Here is a 24,740-nt window from a genome sequence, read left to right as displayed (position 1 = left end):
TCAACCTCAGTACGGCGTGTGCTGGTGCAGGGCCAGCTTCCACTCGCCGTCCTCCCTGGCATAGACGCTGCTGAGCAGCGCGGTGTACGGCGTGCCGTCCCGGTCCGCCCGCACCTTGTAGGTGAGGAATCCGACGTCGGGCCCCAGATAGGTCTCCAGCGGTTCGATAATCTCGAAACTGGTCCACGGCGGACCGCCCATGGACGCGATGATCTGGCTCCGGTCGGTAATCCGCAGCCCGTTGGTCAGCATAATCACGGGCTCCCGTGCCAGCACCCGGTCATAAAACGCGGTGGCCTCTTCCGGTCCGGTGGAAAGGGCGTGCCAGCCCTCGGTTTCAAGTGCCACGAGTTCGTGTGCCATGGTCCGCGAGTCTAGCCCCGGGGCGGCCCGGGAAACAGGGGTTGCCGCATGGCCGGAGCCGCGGCGGAATATCCGTCCCGGCCAGGGCGCTGTTGCAGATATGAAGAAAATTGGCTTCCTTTCCTTCGGCCATTACCGCGATGTTCCGGGCTCCCTGACGCCGACCGCCCGGGAGGCGCTGCTGCAGGCAATTGAGCTGGCCGTCGCCGCGGAGGACGTCGGGGCCGACGGCGCCTTCGTCCGGGTCCACCACTTCGCCCCGCAGCAGGCCTCTCCGTTCCCGCTGCTGGCTGCGATGGCGGCGCGCACCAGCCGGATTGAACTCGGCACCGGCGTCATCGACATGCGTTACGAGAATCCGCTTTATATGGCTGAGGAAGCGGCCGGCACGGACCTGATCAGCGGCGGCAGGCTGCAGCTCGGCATCAGCCGGGGATCCCCCGAACCCGCCCTGCGCGGGGCCGAGTCTTTCGGCTATGTTCCGGCCGAGGGCGAGTCCGACGCCGACCTCGCCCGCCGCCACACGGCCGTCTTCCGTGCCGCGATCGCCGGACACGGCATCGCGCCGGCCAACCCGGAGATGACCGGGTCCAGCGGCCTGCTCGCGATCGAACCTCAGTCGCCCGGGCTCAGCGAGCGCATCTGGTGGGGCTCCGGGACACGGGCGACGGCGAAATGGACCGGCGAGCAGGGCATGAACCTGATGAGCTCCACCCTGCTGACCGAGGACACCGGTGTTCCGTTCGACGAGCTGCAGGCAGAGCAGATCCAGGTTTACCGCCAGGCCTGGGCCGACGCCGGCCACCCGGGCACGCCGCGCGTTTCCGTCAGCCGCAGCATCATTCCGCTGGTCTCCGACGCCGACCGCCGCTACTTCGGGCTGCGGGCGCAGGCCGAGAGCCGCGACCAGGTGGGCCGGCTCGACGGCGGGCTGGCCCGGTTTGGCCGCAGTTACGTCGGAGAGCCGGATGTCATCGCGCAGGAGCTGGCCGCCGACGCCGCGGTCCGCGAAGCCGACACCGTGCTGGTCACCGTGCCCAACCAGCTGGGTGTTGACTACAACGCGGCACTGCTGGAGAACATCGTGAAGCTGGTGGCTCCCGACGCCGGCTGGCGGTAAGCGGCGCCCTCAGCGGCCTGGAAGCACCGTGGGAGCTGCAGTGAGAAAATGGGTCCATGAATGAGACGGAGCAGCAGCTGACGATTCGTCCTAGCCACGGGACGCCCGAGTACCCACGCCTGGTCGAGATCTGGCGCAGCGCGGTGAGGGCAACCCACGATTTCCTGGCGGAATCCGACTTTGAACGGATTGAAGGAAACCTGGCCTCGGCGTATTTCCCGGCGGTGACGCTCATTGTTGCTGAGCGCGGGTCTCATGTGCTGGGTTTCGCAGGTGTTTCGGAAGGGACGTTGGAGATGCTGTTTGTCTCCGATCCGGCCCGGGGACAGGGTGTTGGTTCGGCCCTGCTCTCCGAGGCCATCGCCAGCTACGGAGTTACCCGGCTCGATGTCAACGAACAAAATGAAGGAGCCCTCGGGTTCTATCTGAGCCGCGGGTTCGTGCAGGTGGGCCGCAGCGAACTCGACGGCGACGGCCGCCCCTACCCGGTCCTGCACCTGGCGCTTCCGGCCTGACGGCCTGACCCGGTGCCAAAGGCTGATGCCGTCCCAAAAAATCACGGCTTTGGGCTCAGAGGGCCGGATAAGTAAGCCCTCGATCTGCGTCAACCACGGCACCGGCGCTCAGCTCGGCCGGTTTCACCTGGCCCTTGCCGAGGATATGGCAGACCTCTGCGTCCCGGACCAGAAGGTGATCGGCAATAATCCGCCGGTGGCACCGCCACCACACCGCCTCCGAGCACATCAGCGCCGTCCGGGACGACGCTGATGTGCCGAGCAGAGCCGCGAGCGCCTCACGGAACTCCGCGGAGAGCGCGTGGTCCGCGTAGTTGTGGAAGCTCCGGTTCTCCCACCAGGCGTTCACCTCGAACGGTACGTCCTTGTTGACCGGACGGCGGCCGGTCAGCGCTTCCAGCCGGATCAGCTTGATGCCGTGTTCCGCCAGGGACACTTCGAGGGCATCGTTGTTGAACTGCGGGTATTTCTTGGAGCCCGGCAGCTTCCGGACGTCAGCCACCTGCTCAATAGCGCTCTCCTGAAGGAGCTCCAGAAACTCATCCAGTGGCCGGTTGGAATGTCCGATGGTGAAGATTGGCGGCTTTCCCACGGCGCTCACTCCTTGAGGAGGCGGAGTGCACTGCCCTTGTGAGCGGCAACATGGTCTGTCTTGTCGCTCTGGATCTCGTACTGCGGCTCCTCCGGGGAAGCCCGGTGGGTGTGCCCCTTGTAGTCGAAGTCCGACGTGTGCACCCTGATGATCCGGCCCGAGACCCGGCCGGCTTCGGAGTTCCACGAAACGTGGTCCCCCACAGAGAAGTGTTCAGGCATACCTGCCCCTTTCCTCAGTGAAAGTTCCGCAGTGAAAGCCGCCGGCAACGCTACTTCCGCCGCCCGAACACCAGCGAGGCAGCAGCGGTGGCCGCAGTGACCGTGTACACCGCAGGCCAGGCACCCAGCTTCTTGGCCAGCGGATGGGACAGGCCGAAGGCGGCAACATAGGTGGAGGTGAGGGCGACGGCGGTCCCGGTGCCGGCGTCGCGCTTCCACAGGGCGAACGCCGCCGCACCCGCAGCGGCCAGCACTGCTCCGCCAAGCTGCCGGTTGCCGGTGTCGCGGGCGGTCTTGTAGCCGCCGATCAGACCGGCGGACGTGATGAGCGGGGTCAGCAGGGATGCCACAGTTTCTCCTTCAGGTTGGACTCCTTCCACCCTAACCCCGCGGTACCGGCCTCTTCGATCCGCCGATTCGGGCCATCATCCCTACCGCAGCGGGCCCGCGGCGCGTTTACTGGGAGCGGCATGGCGGCGCACCGCACCCCGAAGGACCGAACCCACAAAGGAGTGGATATGGCTGATTCTGCAATGACGGCACCGGACCAGGAGGTCGAATCCTGGCTCGCCGCACTCGGCACCGCCCTGCAAGACAGGGACACCGCCGCCGCAGCGGACCTCTTTGAGGAGGACGGGCTGTGGCGGGACTTCGTTTCCTTCACCTGGAACCTCAAGACCTTGGAAGGCCGGGCCCAGATCAAGGACATGCTCGACGCCGTCCTGGACAACACCGCCCCTTCCGGATGGGCCTTGGCTGAACCGGCCAGCGGCACTGCGGGCGCTGCCGAAGCCTGGATTACGTTCGAAACGGCGCTGTCCCGGGGTTGGGGGCACCTCCGCCTGCGCAACGGAAAAGCCTGGACACTGCTGACCACCATGCAGGAACTCAAGGGCCACGAGGAGCAGAAGGGGACCACCCGGCCCAAAGGCGTGGAACACACCATCACCCGCGGGCGGAAGTCCTGGCTCGAGGAAAAGCAGGAGCACCAGGAGCGGCTTGGCTACGAGGAGCAGCCCTACTGCGTGATCGTGGGCGGCGGACAGGGCGGAATCGGCCTGGCTGCCCGGCTGCGCCGGCAGAACGTCCCGACGATCGTGATTGAACGGAACGAGCGGGCCGGTGATTCCTGGCGCAAGCGCTACAAGTCCCTCGCCCTGCACGACCCCGTCTGGTACGACCACCTCCCCTACCTCAAGTTCCCCGATGACTGGCCGGTCTTCGCACCCAAGGACAAGATCGGCGACTGGCTGGAGCACTACACAGCGCTGATGGAGCTGGATTACTGGTCCGGCACGGAGTGCCTGGGCGCGCAGTACGACGACGACGCCGGCACCTGGGAACTGCGGGTCCGTCGCCGCGGCGAGGACGTAACACTGCGCCCGCAGCAGCTGGTGTTCGCCCTGGGAGTTTCCGGGTACCCGAACATTCCGGAGTTCGACGGCGCTAAAGCCTTCCTGGGCGAGCAGTACCATTCCTCGCAGTACCCGGGCGGCGGCGACCAGTCCGGAAAGAAGGCCCTGATCATCGGGTCAAACAACTCCGCCCACGACATCGCGGCCGATCTTTGGGAGCACGGCGCCGACGTCACAATGCTCCAACGCTCCTCAACCCACATCGTGCGCAGCGATTCGCTGATGGAGTTCGCGCTGGGAGACCTCTACTCGGAACGCGCAATGGCCGCCGGAACCACCACCGAGAAGGCGGACATGCTCTTCGCCTCGCTGCCCTACCGGATCCTCCCGGACGCGCAGATCCCCATCTACGAGACGATCGCCGAACACGACGCTGACTTTTACGACCAGCTCCACCAAGCCGGCTTTGACCTCGACTTCGGCGACGACGGGTCCGGCCTGTTCCTGAAGTACCTCAGGCGCGGTTCCGGCTACTACATCGACGTCGGCGCCTCGCAGCTGATCATCGATGGGCGGGTGAAGCTGAAGAACGGACAGGTCGCCAAGCTCACCGGCAGCGGCGCGGTGCTTCACGACGGCACCGAGCTGGACGCGGACATCATCGTCTATGCCACCGGCTACGGATCGATGAATAACTGGCTGGCCGACCTCATCTCCCCCGAAACCGCGGACCAGGTGGGTAAGTGCTGGGGGTACGGTTCCAACACCACCAAGGACCCCGGCCCGTGGGAAGGGGAACTGCGGAACATGTGGAAGCCCACCAACGTGGACAACCTCTGGATTCACGGCGGAAATCTGCACCAAAGCCGGCACTATTCCATCTTCCTGGCCCTGCAGCTGAAGGCCAGGATGGAGGGTCTGCCCACCCCGGTCTACGGGCTGCAGGAGGTCCACCACCGCCGCTGATCTGGCCGCGCCCCGGCCGGCGCCGGGGAGCAAACCGGGGATCACCCGCCACAACCCCTACCCGCCCAGCCGCCGCAGCCGGTACTCCAGCTTCGCGCGGCGGGTGCCGTCGTCGTCCATCAGCTGGGTGCGTTCCACGTAGTCCTGCCCAAAACGGTGCAGCAGCACGTCGTCGGCGGCACGGACGTGGCCGGGACGGAACCGGTACTCGATCCGCCGGGACACAATGGCCCAGTCGGCGGTCTTGAACAGGGCGTAGGCCTGCGGCACGGAGACCACCCCGTTGGCGCGCAGCACTTCCACCAGCCACTCGTACTGGTCGGCCCGGCTGCGCGGATTCTGCGGCAGTTCGTGCTCCAGGATGCCGCGGACCGCATCGGCGGTGAGCGTGAGCGAGGGTGCTGCGACGGCGTGCACGGCTTCCCGCTCGTCGCGGGCCTTCTGCGCCGTGACCAGTTCGTTGATGGTGTCGAACTCACGGTCCGCAAGTTCGATCAGGCCAGAGGCCAGGGTGAAGGCCCGGTTGACCTCCGGGGGCACCTCGCCGCCGCCCTTGTAGCGGATGTCGTGCTCAAACTCGGCCCAGGCATGCTGCAGGATGGTGCGCAGCTGCACCTCGAACCGCTGGCCGCAGAACGCTTCGCAGCCAGGCGGCGGATTCCGCTCCGGAACGGCAAGCACCAGGTGCTGGCCCGAGTAGCCGAACTCGCCGCGGGAACGCTGCTCGCCGGCCTTGTCCACGTGGCCCAATTGGTCGAACGCTCCGCTGAGGGCGTTGATGGCACTGCGAATATCCGAGTCCAGGAAGAGAATCACCCGCAGGCCGATCACGTCGTCGATGTCCCCCATTCCGCTGGGATATTTCGGCGTGCCGTCGGGCAGGGTCCGGGACAGCTTCTCGCTGAGTGATCCGGTGCCCTTCACCCGGTGCTGAATGTGGTGGTAGTTCAATCCGTCATCGCCCAGCCGGGCAACAACGGCCGCATGGATTGCCGTCTCGGCGGCCTCGAACAGCGGGCGGTCGGCCCGGAAGGCCCGTGCCCACAGATCCACCTGGGTGCTGTGAACCGACGGTAATTCCACGTTTGCTCCTTGCCTGGCAGCGGCGTCGGCAGCGGCGGGATCCGGCAGCGCGACGACGTCGGGCCCATCCCCAAGTCTTCGTCCGGTCCCCGCCAAACACAATCGGATGCCGCAAGAAACAACCCGAATCCGGGCGGTTGCAGCCGGGCCGCGCGGACTTCTCCGGAACCCGTTGAATCTGCCGCGGGAGAAGCCAACACTGGGTTCAGTTACCAGTTCCCCACTCCTGCGCTCCTCCCGGCCCGGGCGGAGCACGGGTGCTCCCAAGGCGGTGGATCATGACCGAAAACCCAACCCTCTCCGATTCCGCTTCGGCAGCTGTGCCCTGGCCCCAGCCGGAGGACAGCCTGTATCCGGCCCTCGCGGACGCCGTTTCAGGGACAGTGGTCCTGCCCGGCGACGCGGGGTATGAGGACCAGCGCCTCGTCTGGAACGGGATGATCGATGTGCTGCCCGCCGCCGTGGTGCGGGCGGCCAGCCCGGACGACGTCGCTCCGGTGCTGGCCTTCGCGCAGGTCACGGGGCTGCCGCTGGCTGTCCGCGGCGGCGGCCATAACGTGGCCGGCAACGGCACTGTCGACGGCGGCATAGTGCTCGACCTCGGCGGGCTGCGGACGGTGGAGGTCGATCCGATAGACCGTACGGTCACGGTGGATGGAGGCGCCACCATTGCGGACATCGACACGGCAACCGTTCCGTTCGGTATGGCCGTTCCACTCGGAGTTGTGTCAAAAACGGGAGTGGCCGGGCTGACCCTGGGCGGGGGCGTCGGCTGGATGACCCGCGCCCACGGACTCAGCGTGGACAACCTGATCGGAGCCGACGTCGTGCTGGCGGACGGCACGGCGGTGCATGCGTCGGCGCAGGAGGAGCCCGAACTGTTCTGGGGCCTGCGCGGAGGGGGCGGGAACTTCGGCGTCGTCACGTCCTTCACCTTCCGGGCCTGGCCCGTTCCGGAGACCGTGTACAGCGGCAACCTGGTTTACGGCGCGGACCGGTTCCCGGAAGCGCTGCGGGCCTTCGAGGCCTGGACCGGGGACCTGCCTGATGAACTCACCAGCATCGCGTCTTTCCTGGTGCCGCCGCCGGACTGGGACATGGGCGACGATCCGGTCCTGGCGGTGGGGTTCGCCTGGGCGGGTGAAGACCATCAGGCCGCCGACGACGCCGTCCGCCGCCTGCGCACGCTCGCTCCCCCGGATGCCGAGATGGTGGACCCGGTGCCCTGGACCGATTGGCAGTCCTCGGTGGACCCGCTGTTTCCGGACGGGTCACGTGCCTACTGGAAGAACACGTCCTTCGACGCGCTGGACGGGGACGTCATCGAGGTCCTCACCCGCCGCGGGCGGGAACAGTCCTGGCGCGGCACCGGCTTCGACATCCACCACATGGGCGGCGCTTTTGCCCGGGTACCGGAGGACGCGACGTCGTTCCCGGTCCGCGGCGCCGGCTACTGGCTGAACGTCTACGGCTTCTGGAACGATTCCGAGGACGACGCCCACCACACCGCGTTCGTGCGCGGACTGGCCGCTGACATGGAGCCGCACTCCGGCGGTGGCCAATACGTGAACTTCATGGGCGCGGAGGATCCCGTGCAGGCCGCCCCAAGCGTGTACTCCGGGGAGAAACTGGCCCGGCTGGCGGCCCTGAAGCAGGCGGTGGACCCGGGGAACCTGTTCCGGCGCAATCACAACATCGCCCCGGCGGGCAGACCGGGGACCGCTCAGCGCCAGTAGTTGTTCGCCGCCGCGATAGTGGCGAATTCCAGGGCCACCACCTGGGAGGACGCAATCAGTTCATCCGGATCGGTGGCATAGACCGTCCTGCCGGTCTTGAGGATCTCTCCGTCCGGCTGGATCGCGTAAATGCTGTGCAAAGCCATATCCATGGCCAGCCTGCGGCCGGCTTCCGGTGTTTCCGTAATGAGGGAGTTGCCCGGGATCAGTTCCATGCTGCACCTGGTTTCAAAGTCGGTCTTGCACCGTGCCCCTGTTCCACCATCCCAGCCCCGGCCGGGTTTGGGAACCGGCCGCCGGGCGCTTCCCCCGCCGGCAGGAAGCTTAGGCTTCCGGGGTGCTGCCGCCGGCGATCCGGTAGCTCCACAGCTCAGCGCTGACCCCAACCGGCTTCTGCCGCGCCGCATCCGCGCCTTCCCCGTGGCTGTCGCCATGGCTCTCACCATGGCTTTCACCATGGCCATGCCCCTGGCCGAAGTTCTTGGAAGCAACCCAGTCCTGGAAGGACTTCTCATCGCGCCACCGGGTGATGACCAGCCAGGTGCTGCGCTCGTCGGTCGGCTGAAGCAGCTCGAACCCTTCGAAGCCCTCCTGGTTGTCGACCGCACCGGCACGTGCCGCGAAGCGGTGCGCCAGCTCATCGCCGGAGTCGGCAGGGACGGTGATTGCGTTGATCTTGATGATGCTCATAGCCCATTATGCTCACGGCCATGACCCAGCTCCCCGCTAGGCTCGGAGGATGAGAACGGATTTTAAGCCAGCTGCCATGGGCGGGCGTGCCTTCTACCGCCTGCTGACCTCCGTGGTGGTGCCGCGGCCGATCGCCTGGGTGTCCACTGTTTCCTCAGGCGGCGTGGACAATCTGGCCCCGCACTCGTTCTTCACCGTCGCCTCGGTAGACCCGCCGATGGTTTCCTTCACCTCGGTGGGGGAAAAGGACTCGCTGCGTAACATCCGCCAGACCGGGGAGTTCGTCATCAGCCTGGCGCCGGAGGAACTCTTCGAGGCCGTGAACGCCACCGGCACCGGCTTCGCCTCCGGTGTAAGCGAATTCGATGCCGCCGGCATCGCCCGGGAGCCGAGCGCCACAGTGCGTCCGCCCCGCGTGGCCAGTTCTCCCGTGGCGCTGGAATGCCGGCTGCATGAGATCCACCCGGTGGGCGACTGTTTTGTGGTCTACGGCGAGATCATCCACGCGGCGGTGGCAGCGGAGGCACTCGACGCCGATACCCACCCGCGAATCGAGAGGCTGCGGCCGCTCTCCCGGCTGGGCCTGAACGAATGGGGAACCATCGGCGAAGTCCGGACCATCTCCCGCATCCCCGCCGATGAGTGGCCCGGGCACTACCAGAAGGGCTAGGCAGAGCAGGCTGCCTATGCACGCGCCTGCCGGATTGAAATCGGTGTTCCGTATCTCAATCGGGCATCAATGCTGGCGGACTTTCGCTGCGGCCGATCTTTGCGCAGAGTTGATCAGTAGACTTACATGCTGCAGAACACGCAACGAAGCATTCATCAGAGCAGTCTGAGCGCTTCACAGCGCAGGAGGAGAAATTGGGAATGTCCGCCACACCAGGCGCCAGTACCAGCGAAGATCCGGAGAACGAACCAGAGGAAAGTACAGCGACCTCCAACTCCGAGGCGGAGGCGGAGGTGGAGGTGGAACCGGCACCCCAGGCGAGGCCCCCCGTCAAGAGAGTCGACAGATGGGTGTTCTGGCCCGCGGCCGCCATCATTGTGGTTTTCGCGTTCTTCGCGATTGTGTTTCCCTCCGCGGCCACGGAGATGTTCACTTCCATCCAAACCAACGTCATTAGGTGGTTCGGCTGGTACTACGTCGCAGCCGTCGCCGTGTTCGTTGCCTTCGCTCTCTGGATCGGGCTGAGCCGCTACGGTGACATCAAACTCGGCAAGGACGAAGACGAGCCCGAATTCTCGGTGATGTCCTGGTTCGCGCTGCTGTTTGCTGCCGGCATGGGCATCGGGCTTGTCTTCTTTGGCGTCGCCGAACCCCTTAGCCACTACGCATCTCCGCCGCCGGGCGTTGCGGGCACTCCAATCCAGCTCGCCCAGCGTGCCCTCACCCAGACCTACCTTCACTGGGGACTGCACGCCTGGGCCATCTATGTGGTGGTGGGTGTCTCCATCGCGTACGCCGTCCACCGCAGGGGCCGGCCCATTACCATCCGCTGGACCCTCGAACCGCTGCTGGGCACCCGGCGCGTCTCCGGCGGCTGGGGCAACCTGGTGGACATCGTCGCACTGGTGGGAACCCTCTTTGGTGTTGCCACCTCCCTGGGCCTGGGTGTCCTGCAGATCTCTGCCGGGCTCGAAGAAGCCAACCTCATCCAGGCCACAAAGCTGACGCAGATCGGTTTGATTCTCTGCATCATCACCCTCACCATCGCTTCCCTGGTCTCCGGTGTGGGGAAGGGCATGAAGTGGTTGTCCAACGCCAACCTCATACTCGCCGGCGCGCTGCTGCTGTTCGTTCTGTTTACCGGACCCACCCTGTTCCTCCTGCGGGAATTCGTGCAGTCCATTGGCAACTACCTGCAGAACGTCGTCGGCCTGACGTTCAACACCCTCGCCTTCTCAGGCGCCGAGGGTGAGGCCTGGCAGGCAGCCTGGACCACCTTCTACTGGGGCTGGTGGATCTCCTGGGCCCCGTTCGTCGGCATCTTCATCGCCCGGATTTCCAAGGGCCGCACCGTCCGGCAATTCGTGGCTGGCGTCCTCTTGGTTCCCAGCATCGTTGGCTTCCTCTGGTTCTCCGTCCTGGGCGGCACGGCTATCTACCGGGAACTCTTCGGCGATGGCGGCCTCATAGAGCCGGACGGAACCGTGGATACAGAGGGAGCGCTGTTCGGCATGCTGAATGGGCTCCCCGGCGGGACCGCTCTCACCATCGGCGCCGTCCTGCTCATCGGGATCTTCTTCATCACCTCCGCCGACTCCGGCGCCCTGGTGATGGGGATGCTCTCCACCGGCGGGGAGGTGGAACCCAAGAACTGGATCCGCATCTTCTGGGCGCTTTCCGCCGCTGCCGTAGCCATCGCCCTGCTGCTGGCCAACGGCCTGGAAGCAATCCAGACCGCTGCGATCCTCACCGCAGTGCCCTTCAGCGTGGTCATCCTCATGATGTGCGCCGCCACGGCCAAGGCCTTCCACCAGGAACACGAAGCGCTCCTGCGGGCGCAGCGGAAACTGGCCCGCGAAGAGCTGACAGCCCACGTGGCCGAACATGTCGATGCCGCCGTCAAGAAACAGTTCAGGCGCCGCGTCCTGCCCATCCGGAAGGACCGCGGCAGCGGTTCCTAGAGCAGGCTGTCCACCGCGGCGGTGTGGTCCCCGATGAGCTCGGTGACCTCCCCCGGGTGTTCCAGCATGGGCCAGTGGCCGCCGGGCAGGATCTCGATCCTCCAGTCCGCCGCGCCGACCAGGGCAGCCGGCAGCTGGGCGCGGGAACGTGTAACAAACACGCCGTGCTGGGAATCCACAGGCTGTTCCAGGGAAGCCTGGTCCAGCACGGTCCGGCCGGGGTGCGGGGTGAACCGGCCGGCCAGGCAGGACCTGTCATCAGCGCTCAGCCCAGGCTCCGCGTCGAGCGCCGCGGCGGGCGGTGCTGCCCACAGGCAGCCGTCGGCGATGATGTCTGCGCGCTCCTGCGCGCGGGCACCGCCGTCGGGCCCCCACAGGTCAATCAGGCTGAGACCGTCCACCGGCAGGAAACTCTGGAAGTGGATGGTGGAGCGGACCTGGTCTCCCAGCCGGTCGGCGACCTGGGCGGCGACCATTCCGGAATAGGAATGTGCCACCAGGACAACCGGGCTGCCGTGCGCTGCCAAGATGCTGACCTGGTCAACGTGGTCAGCCAGGCGGACGGCGGCCCGCTGCCCGGCAGCCGCATCCGGTTCCAGCCCGGCCAGGGTCACAGCCTGCGCGCCGAGGCCGCGGCTGCGCAGGGTTTCGGCGATGGGTTCCCAGATCCAGGAACCCATCCATGCACCGGGCAGCAGCAGGACTCGGGGGCCGGTGCTGTACGAATCTGGTTGTGGGTTCATACTTCGAGGCTAGGACCGGTCAGGGCGCTTTCACCCTGCACCCCTGACCTTGGTCCGTCATTCTGGGATACTCGTCCCAGGATCTCGGATAGGACCCGGATGGAATCTCATTCGATGGCGGTCGTCGCCTACCACCAGGCGGAGCTGCTGGACATTGCCTGCATCACCACACCCCTGTTCCTGGCCAACCACATCGGGCAGCTCACGCATCCGTACAGGGTGCATGTCCTCGCTCCGGGTGGCACACCGGTACGGTGCGCCACGGGCCTGACCCTTTCGGTGGACGGCTCCCTGGAGAAGTTCCCCGGGCCCGTGGAGACCATGATCGTGGCCGGAGGGACCGGGCATGAGGAGGCCGCTGCCACCGGGTCCCTGCTGCAGCAAATCCGCCGGCTGGCGGCCTCCAGCAGCCGGGTTGCCTCGGTGTGCACCGGTGCCAGCATCCTTGCCGCAGCCGGGCTGCTGGACGGCAGGCGTGCGACGACGCACTGGCGGTTCGCTCCGGACCTCGCCGGGCGCTTTCCACGGGTGACCGTGGACCCGGCGCCGATCTATATCCGGGACGGAAAAATTGCCACGGCGGCCGGGGTGACCAGTGCCCTTGACCTGACGCTCTCCTTCATCCAGGAGGACCACGGTGCCGCTCTTGCCCGGCAGGTGGCCCGTGATCTGGTCACCTACCTCCACCGCCCCGGCGACCAGGCGCAGATGAGCGTCTTCGTGGCCGCGGACAACGGGTGCAGCGGAACGGTGCACGCGGCCACCCGGTACGTTGCCGCCCATCTGGCAGACGACCTTTCCACGCCCGCCATCGCGAGCCATGTTGGTGTCAGCGGACGCCACCTGAGCCGGCTGTTCCAATCCGAACTTGGTATGCCGCCGGCCCGGTTCGTCCGCTCGGCCAGGCTCGACGCCGCTGCCCGGCTGCTGGAGTCCGGGCAGCTTCCTGTGGCGGTCATCGCCCGCCGCTGCGGGTTCAGCTCCGCCGATCAGTTCCGGCAGTGCTTCGCCGGCCAGTACGCCCTGCCGCCGTCCAAATACCGCAGCCGGTTCTCCGGCCCGGACACCGCTGGCATGGAAGAAGCTGCGGGCTAGGCGTACCCGCCTGCCAGCTCACAGCTGCCTGACGGCGGGTACGCCGGCTGACCGCCGGAATCAGGCGGTGGGGCGGGCTCCTGTGGAGGCGGCAACCTGGGCCGCGGCGTCCCGGACCGGGGTGGAGCCGTCGGTCAGCAGGCCTGATCACCCGGCGCTGCGAGGGCACCGCGATCCTCAACACCCTGCGCCGCACCGACATGGAGTTTGACGCTGCGGCGGCGCCGCGACGGCTCCGCTGAACATCCGCGGCGCCGCAGCGGGGATTTTGCTACCTTGGAAACAGGGCCCGCACCTCCCGGCCCCCGGACGACGGTTCAGTACCCGGCACGCGACAAGACTGGCCAAAGGATTTAGCAAATGGCGTGGGTCATTCTCATCGCTTCCGGGATGCTTGAAGCCGTCTGGGCAACAGCACTCGGAAAGTCGAACAACTTCCGCAACCCCCTCCCCAGCATCGTGTTCGTCCTGGCGTTGACCGCCAGCATGGCCGGGCTCGCATGGGCGATGCTGAGCATCCCCGTTGGCACGGCCTACGCCGTCTGGGTGGGCATTGGCGCCGTCCTCACCGCTGCCTATGCCATGGCGTTCGGCGGCGAGAAGGCAACGGTGGCGAAGGTGGTGCTGCTGATGGGCATCATTGGCTGCGTTGTCGGCCTGAAGGTGGTGGCTTAGCCATGGCTTGGATTGTCCTGATTCTCAGCGCCGTCCTCGAAGCGGTCTGGGCCACCGCACTGGAGGCGTCGAACGGGTTCACCGTCCTGCTGCCCTCGGTGATCTTCGCCGCCGCTGCGGCGCTGTCCATGGCAGGGCTTGGCTACGCCATGAAGTTCATCCCCATCAGTACTGCCTACGCTGTGTGGACCGGGCTCGGCGCCGTCCTCACCGTGGCCTGGGCCATGGCCACCGGCACCGAGGAACCCGGGGTGCTCAAGGTCCTGTTCCTCGCCGGGATCATCGGCTGCGTCATCGGACTGAAGTTCGTGGACAAGGCCGTCCCTGCCGCGGAGAAACAGGAAACCCCCTAGGCCCGGGCGTGTGGCCGTTCCTCCGCCGCCAGGAGCACGGCCGCCTCCTCGAGGATGAGTGCGAGGTTGCCCGGATCGTGGGCAAAACGCCCAAGGAACAGTCCGTCCACGTGGGGGTAGAGAAGCGGGAGCAGGCCCGGTCCGGCGCTTCCGCCGTACAGCAGCGTCGCATTCCCGGGAAGCTGCTCCCGAAGCCGGGCCGCAACTGCGCGCACATACGCCGGCTCGGCGGGCTCCGTGGCGCCGATGGCCCAGAGTGGCTCATAGGCAACCACGGGCGTTGGTCCGTCCGGGTCCACGTGTGCCGAGGCGAACTGTGCGTAGCTGAGCCGGGCTGCCTCCTCCGGGGCAACCCGGCTCTTTTCCCCAATGCACAGCAGCGGCTGCAGGTTGTTCCGCTGGGCGGCTGCACTTTTCGCAGCCACCACAGCGTCGTCTTCACCGAAGAGCTCCCGCCGTTCGGCATGGCCCAGCTCCACCAGCGAGACGCCCATTTCTGCCAAAAAGGCTGGGCTGACCTCTCCAGTCAGCGGGCCGGAGTCCTGCTCCGATGCGTTTTGCGCAGCGATCTGGACCGGTGTTCCGCCGGCGAGCCCCAGCGCCGTCTCCAGCACGGGGAAGGACGGCGCGATGAACAGCTTCACCGTCCCAGCGGAAACGGCCTCCGATTCCCTGGCAACGGCCATCACCGCTTCCAGCCACGCTTTGGAGGACGCGTACCCGAGGTACATTTTGGTGCTGATACCGACGGTAACGGTCCTGCCGGTCATGTCAGACGGCCGCTTTCGCTGCGCGGATCCGGGAGCCGACCTTCACTGCGAGTTCGAAGGCGTGTTCAGTTGCCCCGAGGTTGGCGGCATTCTTCCCGACGATGTCGAATGCGGTGCCGTGCGCCGGCGTGGCGATCACGATGGGCAGCCCGCCCTGGATGGTTACCCCGCGGTCGAATCCGATCAGCTTCATGGCGATCTGCCCCTGATCGTGGTACATCGTAACAACACCGTCGAAGTCCCCCCGCTTCGCAGCGAGGAAAACGGTATCGGAGGGGAACGGACCGGAAGCGTCCATCCCGTCCTCGCGGGCGGCAGCGATTCCGGGCGCAATCTGATCGATTTCCTCACGGCCAAAGTTTCCGTTTTCTCCGGCGTGGGGGTTCAGGGCACAGACAGCAATGCGGGGGCTCTCCAGCCCTGAGTCAACCAGGACGGAGTGCAGGAGGCGGATCGTGTTCAGTACATTCCCGACGGTAATGCGTTCCGCGATCTCGCTGACCGGAATGTGTGAGGTGACCCGGGCTGTCCACAGGCCGGGAAGGACGTTGAGTTCGCTGGTCGTACCTTCGTAGTCAAGTTCCCGTGCGAACCAGCGCAGCTCGTCCTCTTCATTCATGCCGCCAAGCTTGAGGCTTGTTTTGTTCAGGGGCGTGAAAAGAATAGCTTCAACTTCGCCGGCATTGGCCAGGGCGACGGCCCTCTTCAGCTGATGAAGCGTACGTTCCCCCGCGGCCTGGGAGACCTGCTGGACCGGGATGGCTTCGGCCGGCGCCGACGCATCGTCCAGCAGGACGGCGTAGCCGGGCCGGGGCGCCGCGCTCAGCGGAACAACTACCCCGGCTGCCTGCGCAGCGGCCTCCACCTCTGCGGCGTCGGCAAGAATGTAGACCTCCGCCATGCGAGTGGTCTCCGGCCGCGCCAGCAGCCTGACGGCAAGCTCAGGGCCGACGCCGGCCGGGTCGCCGAGTGTTACCGCGATGCGGGGGAGCAGTTCAGTGGTGTTCATGCTGTGACTTCCTCATATGAGCGGATCGCCGCGACCTTGCTGGCGGACGCGGACTGGGGGTTGAAGCTGTAGGTCAGCCACTCGGCTGCCAGGCGGCGGGCAAGTTCAAGGCCAATGACGCGCTGGCCCATGGTCAGGATCTGCGCATCGTTGCTCAGGACTGACCGCTCCACCGAGTAACTGTCGTGCGCGGTCACCGCACGGATGCCTTTGACCTTGTTGGCGGCTATTGCCACGCCGAGGCCGGTACCGCAGATCAGCAGTCCGCGGTCTGCTTTTCCGGCAGCAATCAGGCGGGCGGCTTCCACCGCAACGTGGGGGTAGTCAGTGGACTCTTGCCCGGTAACGCCCACGTCGACAACGTCCCCCACCAGGGGGTTTTTCATCAGATCGGCTTTCAGCGCCTCTTTGTAGTCAAACCCGGCCTCATCGGATCCAATGACGATTCGGAACTTCTTATCCACGGATGTCCTCTTTCTTGATGTTCTCTCCGATGGTGCTGGCGATCATGGCCAGCGACACCGCTCCGGGGTCGGGATGGCCAAGGCTTCGCTCAGCCAGGGGCCTGGCCCTGCCGAGGTTGGGCCGGAGTTCGGCGGTAGCGGCTGCTGCCGAGGTGGCAGCGGCGGCGGCGGCCTGCCAGGCGTGCTCCAGGGTTTTGCCGGCCGCCATTTCCTGGCGCAGGGTCACGGCAAACGGCACAAAGGAGTCGACCATGGTCTTGTCCCCCGGCTCCGCCTTGCCAAGTGACTGCATCGCGGCAAGGGCCGCGTCAACAGCCTGCACGGCTGTGGCAGAGGATAGGTCCGCCGAACGGAGAAGGGTCGAGGAAACGGCACAGATGGCTGCCCCCCACAGCGCACCTGAGGTTCCCCCCGCTTCCTCGGCCCAGGCTTCCCCTGCTGCGAGGGTAACGGCGCCGATTCCGCTGCCGCTCTCCGCCCGGCGGCGTGCTGCCTGCGCGGCGGCCCGCGCTCCGCGGGCCATGCCGATGCCGTGATCGCCGTCGCCCGCTATCGCGTCCAGATCGCCCAGAGCGGATTCCGCCTGGGTCAGCATGCGGTCCACCGCCTCAAAGAGCTCGACGGCGAGGACGCTGGCGGCGGTATGGCTGCTGCCTTCAGGCGGCCCGGCAGGCCCGGCTGCTTCCTCATCGGGGGAAGACAGATCGGGTTCAGCACTCACCGCGCCCTTGCGGAAGGCGGGGCTGCCGGCCGGTGCGGCCCAGAGGGATTCAAGCTCTTCGTCCAGCCAGAGAAGGGTGAGGGAGACGCCGGACATGTCCAGGCTGGTGACGAGCTCACCGCATTCCGGTTCCACAATCGTCAGGCCCTCGCCCTCAAGCAGGAGCCGGACCTTGCTGTAGAGGACAAAAAGCTCGTCGTACTTGACGGTTCCCAGCCCGTTCAGCAGGACGACCACACGCTCCCCGGCGTTCTCCGGCCGGTCATTGAGCAGGGCGTGGACGAGCACCTTCGCGAGTTCATCCGGGGTGGGCAGCGGCAGCTCGGAAATACCGGGCTCGCCATGGATGCCCATTCCAACAGCCATCATCCCGTCCGGAACCGAGAACAGCGGTCTATCCGCCCCCGGAAGGGTGCACCCGGAGAAAGCCACTCCGAGCGAGCGGGTCCGGTGGTTGGCCCGCCGGGCGACCTGCTCCACGGCATCGAGGCTGTAACCCGCTTCCGCCGCAGCTCCGGCCACCTTGAAGACGGTGAGGTCTCCGGCAATTCCGCGGCGCTTGTGGAGCTGATCGGCAGGTGCGCTGGCAATGTCATCGGTCACTGCAATGGTGCGGGCATCGATTCCGGAGGCTCGCAGCTGTTCCCGCGCCAGTCCGAAATGGAGCACGTCACCCGCATAGTTGCCGTAGCCGAGGAGGACTCCCCCGCCGCGGTGGACCGCGCGGGCCACCCGGCAAATCTGGGAGGCCGAAGGTGAGGCAAAGATGTTGCCGCACACAGCGCCGGCGGCCAGGCCCGGCCCCACCAGTCCTGCGAACGCAGGATAGTGGCCGGAGCCGCCGCCGATGACCAGTGCGGCCTGGCCGTCAGGGATGACCGTGGAGCGGATCACCCCGCCGTCCACAGCTTTGACGTACTGCGGGTTGGCAGCCGTAAATCCGTCCAGCATGTCCGCGGCGAAAGTTGAGGCGTCCAGCTGCATTGCTGTCATGGGATTGTCTCCTGAAACTGGGCGCTGCTGCATGCCGGGGTAAGGGCGGATTTCAAAAGCGTCCGAAGGTAGCGTTGATTCATGGCGCTGATGCCGAGGCCGTCCCCGCCGTAGTGTTCGCAGCAGAAAACACCGTTGAAACCGGCAGCCACGGCCTGCTGAACCGCCTGCCGGTAATTGATAAAGCCGAGTTCAAGGGGCGCCGGCAGCGAAGTGATGGCTCCGGTTTCGGGGTTTTCGTCCCGGAAGTAGTTCTTGACCTGCCAGTAGTTGGTATACGGCAGCGTCTTGTGGAGGATTTCCTGCCAGCTCTCAATCGGACGGTGCAGCCGTACGAGGTTTCCAATGTCCGGATTAATGCCCACGTTGGCCAAGCCGATGTCCTCAATAAGCCGGACGGCGCTGTCCGCAGTTCCCAGGTAAGTGTCCTCATACAGCTCGAGGGAGACCTGCATGTTGTACCGGGCGGCTTCCTGCCCGATCGCCCGGAAGCGCTTCACGGCCAGGTCCCAGGTTTCCGGATCACCGGGAGGGTCCCCGGCGCCCTGCGCGGTCCAGAACCACAGCCGTTCCTGCTGCTCCGCGGTCAGCTGCTGGTGCAGGCCCAGGGACAGGGTGCCTGCTCCAATTTCCGCCGCTGCGGCGATGGAACGCATGGTGTAGGCGAAGTTCGCGTCTCCGTGTTCCCGGTCCAGCACACTGGTGCGCACGATCGACAGCACCGGAGCCTGGACACCGGAAAGGCTCAATGCCGTGTTCAGCTCGGCGAGCCGGCCTGCGGAGAGATCTCCGGGCTTTAGCCAGCTGTCCGTCAGGTCAACGGCGTTGAATCCGACGGCGCTCACCTGCGAAAGCGTGTCGACCCACTCGTTGGCGGGGGCATCCTGGACGAGCGAACCGTCCGGTTTGCGTCCGGGATACTGCAGGAGCGCCGCGGCGATCGGCCACGATGCGCTGTCATAGGGAGCGGTGTCTGCCGCCGACCGCGCGGGTAGAGGCGCGGCCTCGGCAGCAAGGGTGTGCGGATCAGGCATTCGTAAGGTCCTTTTGCTTGGACGAGGTTGTTTGGAACCTGCTGAGGACTGCCGGGCCGATGGCAAGAAGCAGTGCGAGCAGGAGGATGCCGACGGAAATCGGGCTCTGGAACATGATCATGAAGTTTCCCTGGCCCAGTGCTGACGTCTGCACCAGCGACTTCTCCAGCAGCGGACCGAGCACGAGCCCGAGCACGAAGGGCGCAATGGGGAAATCGAACTCCTTCATGAGGAATCCCACGACTCCGAAGATGACCACGAGCCAGACACTGAACATGTTGTTGCTCACCGAATAGGCGCCAACCAGGCTGGTCAGGATGATGATGGGGTAAAGGTACGCGTAGGGGATCCGCAGCATCTGGGCGAAGACCGGTGCGAGGGGCAGGTTGAGCACCAGCAGCATGACGTTGCCGATGAAGAAGGAGACCAGCAGTCCCCACACCAGGGTGGGCTGCTGTTCGAAGAGGAGCGGTCCGGGCTGCAGGCCATAGATCGTGAAGGCCCCCAGCAGCACCGCCGTGGTGCCACCGCCCGGGATGCCCAGGGCGAGGGTCGGCACGAAGTTCGCGTTGGCCGCTGCGTTGTTGGCACTTTCCGGTGAGGCAACGCCTTCAATGGCGCCTTTTCCGAAGTTGTCCTTGTTCTTGGACACCCGGCGTTCCACTCCATAGGAGAGGAAGGAGGCGAGGGTCGAACCCGCACCCGGCAGGCAGCCCAGGATGAACCCGATGAAGCTTCCGCGGAAGATGGACGGCATCGATTTGGTCAGGTCCCGCCGGCTGAGCATCATGTCCTTGAACCGCGCCCGGATGGGTGCCGCCGCGCCGACCCGGATCTGGTGCATGACTTCCCCGAGGGCAAACAGCCCGATCATGACCTCCACGAAGGGGATCCCGCCCAGGAGGTTGACGTTGCCGAAAGTGAAGCGGGCGGTGCTGAATCCGGACGCAATTCCGACGGTGCTGATCAGCAGCCCGGCGGTCACCATCATCAGGCCCTTGGACATCGATCCGCCCACGAAACTCACGACCGTAATCAGGCCCAGGATCATGATGGCCAGGTTCTCGACCGGCCCGAAGTTGAGTGCCAGCTTGGCAAACGGCGGCGCAAGCGCCATGAGGAGGGCCAGGGAAATGATCGCTGCGATAAAGGAGCCGATCGCTGCAATCGCCAGCGCGGATCCCGCCTGGCCCCGCCGGGCCATTTGGTACCCGTCCAGAGTCGTCACCACGCTGGCGGCCTCACCTGGAGTGGAAATCAGGACAGAGGTGATGGTGCCGCCGTATTGGGCACCGTAGTAAATACCGGCCAGCATAATGAGCGCGGTAACCGGCTCCATGCCAAGGGTCAGCGGAATCAGAATGGCAATACCGGTTGTTGAGCCGAGTCCAGGCATCAGGCCGATGACTGTTCCCATCAGCACTCCGATGAAACACCAAACAAGGTTTTCCACAGTAAGGGCGGTCGAGAAACCCAGGATTAGATTGTCCAGCATGGTGGTCTCCTAGATTCCGAGTAAGCCCTGTGGAAGCGGCACTTGGAGCAATACGACAAAGATGGTGTACGTAACCGCCAGCGTGATGACGCTGACCATGAGTGATGGCAGGATTTTCCGGCGCTCAACAGCCACGGCAATAACAACGAGCATGACGGCGAAGGCCACGATGAACCCCAGCACCGGGGTCAGGAGGACGGTGGCCAGGATGATGCCGACGACGGCCCAGAGCATGCGGTCGCGCTGGCGCTGGGACCGGCCGTAAATGTCCACGCCGTCCTCATCCGGCTCTTCCACGGGAAGCCCATGGTCACCGGCGTCGGACCCGAGCGCCAGACGCTCTGCGATGTCCTCGGCAGATGTCCTGTTCCGGTGGGAACTCACTGAGTTGACCACAGCGAACAGGACCAGCAGGACGCCGCAGAGCGCCGGCAGGAAACCAGGACCGATCCGGCCGTCGTCGCCAATGACGCCGTAGCCGGCGGCGATGACCGCAGCCGCCACTCCGAGCGCGGCGATAACAAGGTTCGGAATTAACCGGGTTGCAGCTGACACGGATTATTCTCCGAGGACTTTGGCCAGGTCCTCAGCATTGCCGGTGAGGTATTCCTTGAAATCGTCGCCGTAGACCGCGTTGGCCTGCATGAGGTTGTCCTCAATGTAGGCGGCATATTCGTCGGTCTGCTCGAATTCCTTAGCGGCGTCGATCCAGAACTGCTTTTCCTCGTCGGTGATGTTCCCGGGTGCGATGAACCCCCGGAACTGGGCGAAGGCTACATCGATACCCTGCTCGGCGGCCGTGGGAATGTCCTTCAGGGAGTCGAACTCGTAGCGGTTCTCCGCAATGGCGCAGAGGGGCTTGAGGGTTCCGGCTTCCAACTGGCCAAGTACTTCTCCGGGGTTTACCGAAATGACGTCCACCTGGCCGCCCAGCAGCCCGGCAACCACTTCGTTGCCCGATTCGTACGGAACCCGGTCAAATTCGACGCCGGTTTCCTTTTCGATCAGCGAGAAGACAATCTGGTCGAGGCTGGTCGCCCCTGAGACGGCCGCAACAACGCGTCCGTCCTTGGCGGCGTTGACGACGTCAGTGCAGGTTTCGTAAGGGGAATCCGGGCTGACTGTCAGCAGCGTGAAGTCGTCGCCGAGCTTCATGATCGGGGTGAAGTCCTCGTAGGTGAAGGGGACGTCCTGGGTCAGCGGCAGGGCCAGCATCGCCGTTTCCGTGGCCAGCAGCTGATCAGCCTTGCCTGCCTTGGCCAGGAACGCGGCGTAACCTACTGCTCCGGAGCCGCCCTCCTTGTTCTCGGTGCTGATGTTGACGCCGGTGATCTTCTCCAGGCCTGCTGCGATTGCCCGCCCGGAAAGGTCGCTGCCGCCACCGGCGCCAAAAGGCACGGTCATGGTGACGTTGCCGCCCGGTTTGTAGGCCCCTCCTTCGGTGGAGCCGCTTGAGCTCGACGCGCCACAGGCGGTGAGGGCAAGGCTTCCCGCCAGGAGGACACCCATCACATTCACAACTCTCGACACTGCGTATCTCCCTTGATAGCTGCGTAGTCGCCATTCCAGCGGAAGGCTGATTTTTGAAAATATAAAAGATCCTATTTGATCTACGAAACACAGTGTGGCATCCGTCACGGCCGGGCGCAACTGTTGAGTTAGGCGCGCGACTTATTTAGGCGGGGGACTCATTTAGCCGCGGCACACAGGGGCTTCAGTCCGCGGCTTCAGTCCGCGGCTTCAGTCCGCGGCTTCCGTAAGGGCCCTGGTCCGGGCATTGGCGATGTGTTCCTTCATGGCCCGGGCGGCGCCGGCCACGTCTCCCCGCGCCAGCCGGTCCAGCACCGCCTGATGCTCGGTGACGGCAAGTGCCGTGTCGTTGGAGCCGCGGGTGGCACTCTGCCGCATCCGGTGCGAGTGGGTGCTGGCCGTCTGGGCCATCTGGTGCAGGTAGCGGTTTCCACATTTCCGCAGGATGGTCTCGTGGAACTTCCAGTCGGCCTCGAAATAGCGCCTGTATCCCGCGGCACGTTCTGCCGGATCGGCCTCCTGGAACAGTATGGCCGCCTGGCGGTGCTCCTCATGGGCTTCGATCAGGGCAGGGAGCAGGGAATCCAAATCGGCACTGGTCCGCTCGACCGCCGCCACCTCGACAATCGCCCTGGCATCGAACAGTTCTTCCATCTGCCCCCGGCTCAGCGGCGGTGCCACCCGGTACCCCTTGAGGGCAACGCGCTGCACCAGGCCGGTGTGCTCAAGCTGTACCAGTGCTTCACGGATCGGGGTTGGCGATACCTCGAGCTGCCGGGAGAGCGAGTCGATATTCAGCGCCGCTCCTGGTTCAAAGTTGCCGCTGAGGAGAAGATCAACAATGTAGTCATAGACCTCGTCCCGGAGGATTCGGCGGGAAAAACCGAGGGCTGATGCGGTGGGTTCCATAGCGGAAGCCTACTATTTCCAACATCCTCTACGATCACGCGGAGGTAATTTCCCGCAGGCGGCCTTCCCGGTGACCCCGCACCGGCACTCCGGATTCCCGCCTCCCCCGCCGCAAAACCGGCTGCCGGGGGTTACAAAAGCCGCACACCACGGTTGATACTGCACAGACGCACCCCCAGCCGGTCAAGGAGCCAATATGTCCGTGGCAGATAAGGAACGCTCAGTCTTCCGGCGCAAGCCGATCGAAGATACCGAGGCGGAAGCCGGTGAAGGAACCAAGCTCTTCAAAAGCCTTGGCCTGTGGCAGCTGACCGCCATCGGCGTCGGCGGCATTATCGGAATCGGCATCTTCACGCTCGCCGGACTGGTAGCCAACGGCGGGCCGGACTCGGAGGGGGTTGGACCCGCCGTCGTCATCTCCTTCCTCATCGCCGGGCTCGCGAGCGCCGCGGCTGCACTGTCCTACGCGGAGTTCGCCGGGATGGTGCCGCGGGCCGGATCGGCCTACACCTACGGGTATGTCGCGCTCGGGGAGATCATCGGCTGGTTCATCGGCTGGGACCTGCTGCTGGAGTACACGGCGATCGTCGCCGTCGTCGCCATTGGTATTTCGGGGTATTTCACTGAGTTCATGGCCGGAATCGGTGTCGACGTTCCGGTCTGGATGCAGGGCACCGGAGACGTTATCGAAGGCGGCCTGGTGAACCTGCCCGCCGTCGTCGTCTGCCTGTTCATCACCTTCATCCTCAGCCGCGGCACCAGGACCTTCGGCCGGTTCGAACTGGTGGCCGTGGCACTGAAGGTCCTGCTAATCCTGTTCATCATTGGGCTCGGCGTGTTCTTTGTGAACACCGACAATTACACTCCGTTCCTGCCCAACGGCTTCGGTGTGGTCTTTACCGGGGCCGCCACGGTGTTCTTCGCCGTCTTTGGCTACGACGCCATGAGCACCGCGGCGGAGGAGGCAACGGATGGCAAGAAGCACATGCCCAAGGCCATCCTGCTCTCCCTGGGCGTGGCGATGCTGCTCTATGTGCTGGCCACCCTGGTCCTCACCGGCATGCAGAACTACTCGGAGATCAGCCCGACGGCGGGATTCGCCTCCGCCTTCCAGAGCGTGGGGCTGCCGGTGATCGCCACGGTGATTTCGGCGTTCGCCGTCATTTCGATCCTGACCGTGATGCTGACGTTCCTGCTCGGTGTTACCCGGGTCTGGTTCTCGATGAGCCGCGACGGGCTGCTGCCGCGCTGGTTCGCCGGCACCGACTCGCGCGGCACACCGCAGCGGGTGACCTGGATCGCCGGCGGCGCCTCCGCTCTGCTGGCCGGGTTCTTCCCGATCCGGGCGGTGGCGGACCTGACCAATATTGGCATCCTCGCGGCCTTCGTGGTGGTGTGCATCGCGGTGATTGTGCTGCGCCGCACCCAGCCGGACGCGCCGAGGGAATTCCGGCTTCCGCTGATGCCCTGGGTGCCGGCGTTCGGCGTCCTGGCCTCCGGATTCCTGATGCTGCAGCTGCACTGGGAGACCTGGGTCCGGTTCGGGATCTGGCTGCTGATCGGGATGGCCCTGTACTGGTTCTACGGGCGCCGGCACTCGCTGCTGAATCCGGACAGTCCGCGGCACACAACCCCGGGACCGGCTGCTCCGGCCCCGGACACCGCCGGGTAGTTCGG

The 24,740-nt window shown here is 65.5% G+C and carries 27 protein-coding genes and 1 riboswitch; of the genes, 10 read left to right on the top strand and 17 right to left on the bottom strand.

Annotation, left to right across the window (positions count from 1 at the left end; translation table 11 throughout):
- Window positions 1-6: 6 nt before the first annotated feature.
- Window positions 7-363 carry a nuclear transport factor 2 family protein gene (locus tag H9638_RS02695; RefSeq protein WP_191745627.1) on the bottom strand — a complete coding sequence of 119 codons (357 nt, stop codon included), beginning with the start codon at window positions 361-363 and terminating at the stop codon, window positions 7-9.
- A gap of 100 nt (window positions 364-463) precedes the next feature.
- On the opposite strand from H9638_RS02695, the gene H9638_RS02690 reads away from it, so the two are divergent.
- Together H9638_RS02690 and H9638_RS02685 are read left to right on the top strand one after the other, a co-directional pair.
- A complete protein-coding gene (locus H9638_RS02690; protein WP_191745626.1) occupies window positions 464-1,483 on the top strand; it encodes an LLM class flavin-dependent oxidoreductase in 1,020 nt (339 codons plus the stop codon).
- Between the two features lie 56 nt (window positions 1,484-1,539).
- Complete coding sequence (locus H9638_RS02685; RefSeq protein WP_191745625.1) at window positions 1,540-1,998, top strand: GNAT family N-acetyltransferase; 459 nt, start codon at window positions 1,540-1,542, stop codon at window positions 1,996-1,998.
- Between the two features lie 55 nt (window positions 1,999-2,053).
- On the opposite strand, the gene H9638_RS02680 is transcribed toward H9638_RS02685, so the two are convergent.
- Genes H9638_RS02680 through H9638_RS02670 form a run of 3 tightly spaced genes read right to left on the bottom strand, consistent with a single transcriptional unit; the run spans window position 2,054 to window position 3,161 of the window.
- On the bottom strand, window positions 2,054-2,590 hold the full coding sequence (locus tag H9638_RS02680) for a DUF488 domain-containing protein (RefSeq protein ID WP_191745624.1): 537 nt from the start codon (window positions 2,588-2,590) through the stop codon (window positions 2,054-2,056).
- 5 nt (window positions 2,591-2,595) lie between these two features.
- Window positions 2,596-2,811: a hypervirulence associated TUDOR domain-containing protein gene (locus H9638_RS02675; RefSeq protein WP_191745623.1), complete on the bottom strand. Its 216-nt coding sequence runs from the start codon at window positions 2,809-2,811 to the stop codon at window positions 2,596-2,598.
- 50 nt (window positions 2,812-2,861) lie between these two features.
- Window positions 2,862-3,161, bottom strand: a complete 300-nt coding sequence (locus H9638_RS02670; RefSeq protein ID WP_191745622.1) for a hypothetical protein — start codon at window positions 3,159-3,161, stop codon at window positions 2,862-2,864.
- 168 nt (window positions 3,162-3,329) lie between these two features.
- On the opposite strand from H9638_RS02670, the gene H9638_RS02665 reads away from it, so the two are divergent.
- Window positions 3,330-5,132, top strand: a complete 1,803-nt coding sequence (locus H9638_RS02665) for an NAD(P)/FAD-dependent oxidoreductase (protein WP_191745621.1) — start codon at window positions 3,330-3,332, stop codon at window positions 5,130-5,132.
- 57 nt (window positions 5,133-5,189) lie between these two features.
- Here H9638_RS02665 and H9638_RS02660 read toward each other — a convergent pair whose 3' ends face one another.
- Window positions 5,190-6,215, bottom strand: a complete 1,026-nt coding sequence (locus H9638_RS02660) for a GTP pyrophosphokinase (protein WP_191745620.1) — start codon at window positions 6,213-6,215, stop codon at window positions 5,190-5,192.
- Window positions 6,216-6,493: 278 nt separating this feature from the next.
- Here H9638_RS02660 and H9638_RS02655 point away from each other — a divergent pair, with 278 nt between their 5' ends.
- The gene (locus H9638_RS02655; RefSeq protein WP_191745619.1) at window positions 6,494-7,951 is read left to right on the top strand and encodes an FAD-binding oxidoreductase; all 1,458 of its coding nucleotides are present in this window, start codon (window positions 6,494-6,496) and stop codon (window positions 7,949-7,951) included.
- Here H9638_RS02655 and H9638_RS02650 read toward each other — a convergent pair.
- The gene (locus H9638_RS02650; protein WP_191745618.1) at window positions 7,939-8,166 is read right to left on the bottom strand and encodes a hexameric tyrosine-coordinated heme protein; all 228 of its coding nucleotides are present in this window, start codon (window positions 8,164-8,166) and stop codon (window positions 7,939-7,941) included. The two genes, H9638_RS02655 and H9638_RS02650, sit on opposite strands and share 13 nt — an antisense overlap.
- A gap of 109 nt (window positions 8,167-8,275) precedes the next feature.
- A complete protein-coding gene (locus H9638_RS02645; protein WP_191745617.1) occupies window positions 8,276-8,641 on the bottom strand; it encodes an antibiotic biosynthesis monooxygenase family protein in 366 nt (121 codons plus the stop codon).
- 49 nt (window positions 8,642-8,690) lie between these two features.
- Here H9638_RS02645 and H9638_RS02640 point away from each other — a divergent pair, with 49 nt between their 5' ends.
- Together H9638_RS02640 and H9638_RS02635 are read left to right on the top strand one after the other, a co-directional pair.
- Window positions 8,691-9,311: a flavin reductase family protein gene (locus H9638_RS02640; protein WP_191745616.1), complete on the top strand. Its 621-nt coding sequence runs from the start codon at window positions 8,691-8,693 to the stop codon at window positions 9,309-9,311.
- A 200-nt stretch (window positions 9,312-9,511) separates the two neighbouring features.
- Window positions 9,512-11,272, top strand: coding sequence for a BCCT family transporter (locus H9638_RS02635; RefSeq protein ID WP_191745615.1), 1,761 nt, complete (start codon window positions 9,512-9,514; stop codon window positions 11,270-11,272).
- On the opposite strand, the gene H9638_RS02630 is transcribed toward H9638_RS02635, so the two are convergent.
- Entirely contained in the window at window positions 11,269-12,015 is a 747-nt protein-coding gene (locus H9638_RS02630; RefSeq protein WP_191745614.1) for an alpha/beta fold hydrolase, read from the bottom strand. The two genes, H9638_RS02635 and H9638_RS02630, sit on opposite strands and share 4 nt — an antisense overlap.
- A gap of 99 nt (window positions 12,016-12,114) precedes the next feature.
- Here H9638_RS02630 and H9638_RS02625 point away from each other — a divergent pair, with 99 nt between their 5' ends.
- The 3 genes from H9638_RS02625 to H9638_RS02615 all read left to right on the top strand — a co-directional run bounded on the left by H9638_RS02625 (window position 12,115) and on the right by H9638_RS02615 (window position 14,138).
- Window positions 12,115-13,110, top strand: coding sequence for a GlxA family transcriptional regulator (locus H9638_RS02625; RefSeq protein ID WP_191745613.1), 996 nt, complete (start codon window positions 12,115-12,117; stop codon window positions 13,108-13,110).
- Between the two features lie 282 nt (window positions 13,111-13,392).
- Window positions 13,393-13,459: riboswitch (guanidine-III (ykkC-III) riboswitch) on the top strand.
- Between the two features lie 11 nt (window positions 13,460-13,470).
- Complete coding sequence (locus H9638_RS02620; protein WP_191745612.1) at window positions 13,471-13,785, top strand: DMT family transporter; 315 nt, start codon at window positions 13,471-13,473, stop codon at window positions 13,783-13,785.
- 2 nt (window positions 13,786-13,787) lie between these two features.
- On the top strand, window positions 13,788-14,138 hold the full coding sequence (locus tag H9638_RS02615; protein WP_191745611.1) for a DMT family transporter: 351 nt from the start codon (window positions 13,788-13,790) through the stop codon (window positions 14,136-14,138).
- On the opposite strand, the gene H9638_RS02610 is transcribed toward H9638_RS02615, so the two are convergent.
- From H9638_RS02610 to H9638_RS02570, 9 genes are all read right to left on the bottom strand, one after another.
- Complete coding sequence (locus H9638_RS02610; protein WP_191745610.1) at window positions 14,135-14,908, bottom strand: triose-phosphate isomerase family protein; 774 nt, start codon at window positions 14,906-14,908, stop codon at window positions 14,135-14,137. The genes H9638_RS02615 and H9638_RS02610 overlap by 4 nt on opposite strands.
- Window position 14,909: 1 nt before the next feature.
- Window positions 14,910-15,917 carry a 4-hydroxythreonine-4-phosphate dehydrogenase PdxA gene (locus H9638_RS02605; RefSeq protein ID WP_191745609.1) on the bottom strand — a complete coding sequence of 336 codons (1,008 nt, stop codon included), beginning with the start codon at window positions 15,915-15,917 and terminating at the stop codon, window positions 14,910-14,912.
- Window positions 15,914-16,381 carry a ribose-5-phosphate isomerase gene (locus tag H9638_RS02600; RefSeq protein ID WP_191745608.1) on the bottom strand — a complete coding sequence of 156 codons (468 nt, stop codon included), beginning with the start codon at window positions 16,379-16,381 and terminating at the stop codon, window positions 15,914-15,916. The genes H9638_RS02605 and H9638_RS02600 overlap by 4 nt, the downstream gene beginning before the upstream one ends.
- The gene (locus H9638_RS02595) at window positions 16,374-18,095 is read right to left on the bottom strand and encodes a dihydroxyacetone kinase family protein (protein WP_191745607.1); all 1,722 of its coding nucleotides are present in this window, start codon (window positions 18,093-18,095) and stop codon (window positions 16,374-16,376) included. The genes H9638_RS02600 and H9638_RS02595 overlap by 8 nt, the downstream gene beginning before the upstream one ends.
- Window positions 18,092-19,129 (bottom strand): sugar phosphate isomerase/epimerase family protein, encoded by a 1,038-nt coding sequence (locus tag H9638_RS02590; protein WP_191745606.1) that lies wholly within the window; start codon window positions 19,127-19,129, stop codon window positions 18,092-18,094. The genes H9638_RS02595 and H9638_RS02590 overlap by 4 nt, the downstream gene beginning before the upstream one ends.
- On the bottom strand, window positions 19,122-20,624 hold the full coding sequence (locus tag H9638_RS02585; RefSeq protein WP_191745605.1) for a tripartite tricarboxylate transporter permease: 1,503 nt from the start codon (window positions 20,622-20,624) through the stop codon (window positions 19,122-19,124). The genes H9638_RS02590 and H9638_RS02585 overlap by 8 nt, the downstream gene beginning before the upstream one ends.
- A 9-nt stretch (window positions 20,625-20,633) precedes the next feature.
- On the bottom strand, window positions 20,634-21,179 hold the full coding sequence (locus H9638_RS02580) for a tripartite tricarboxylate transporter TctB family protein (RefSeq protein WP_191745604.1): 546 nt from the start codon (window positions 21,177-21,179) through the stop codon (window positions 20,634-20,636).
- A 3-nt stretch (window positions 21,180-21,182) separates the two neighbouring features.
- Window positions 21,183-22,154 carry a tripartite tricarboxylate transporter substrate binding protein gene (locus H9638_RS02575; RefSeq protein WP_318241757.1) on the bottom strand — a complete coding sequence of 324 codons (972 nt, stop codon included), beginning with the start codon at window positions 22,152-22,154 and terminating at the stop codon, window positions 21,183-21,185.
- A 210-nt stretch (window positions 22,155-22,364) separates the two neighbouring features.
- Window positions 22,365-23,063 (bottom strand): GntR family transcriptional regulator, encoded by a 699-nt coding sequence (locus H9638_RS02570; protein WP_191745603.1) that lies wholly within the window; start codon window positions 23,061-23,063, stop codon window positions 22,365-22,367.
- Between the two features lie 196 nt (window positions 23,064-23,259).
- On the opposite strand from H9638_RS02570, the gene H9638_RS02565 reads away from it, so the two are divergent.
- Window positions 23,260-24,735 carry an amino acid permease gene (locus H9638_RS02565; protein WP_191745602.1) on the top strand — a complete coding sequence of 492 codons (1,476 nt, stop codon included), beginning with the start codon at window positions 23,260-23,262 and terminating at the stop codon, window positions 24,733-24,735.
- The last annotated feature ends 5 nt before the right edge of the window (window positions 24,736-24,740 follow it).

The organism is Arthrobacter pullicola (assembly GCF_014836875.1).
GTDB classification, from domain to species: domain Bacteria; phylum Actinomycetota; class Actinomycetes; order Actinomycetales; family Micrococcaceae; genus Arthrobacter_B; species Arthrobacter_B pullicola.
This window is presented reverse-complemented; position numbering and strand designations above follow the sequence as displayed.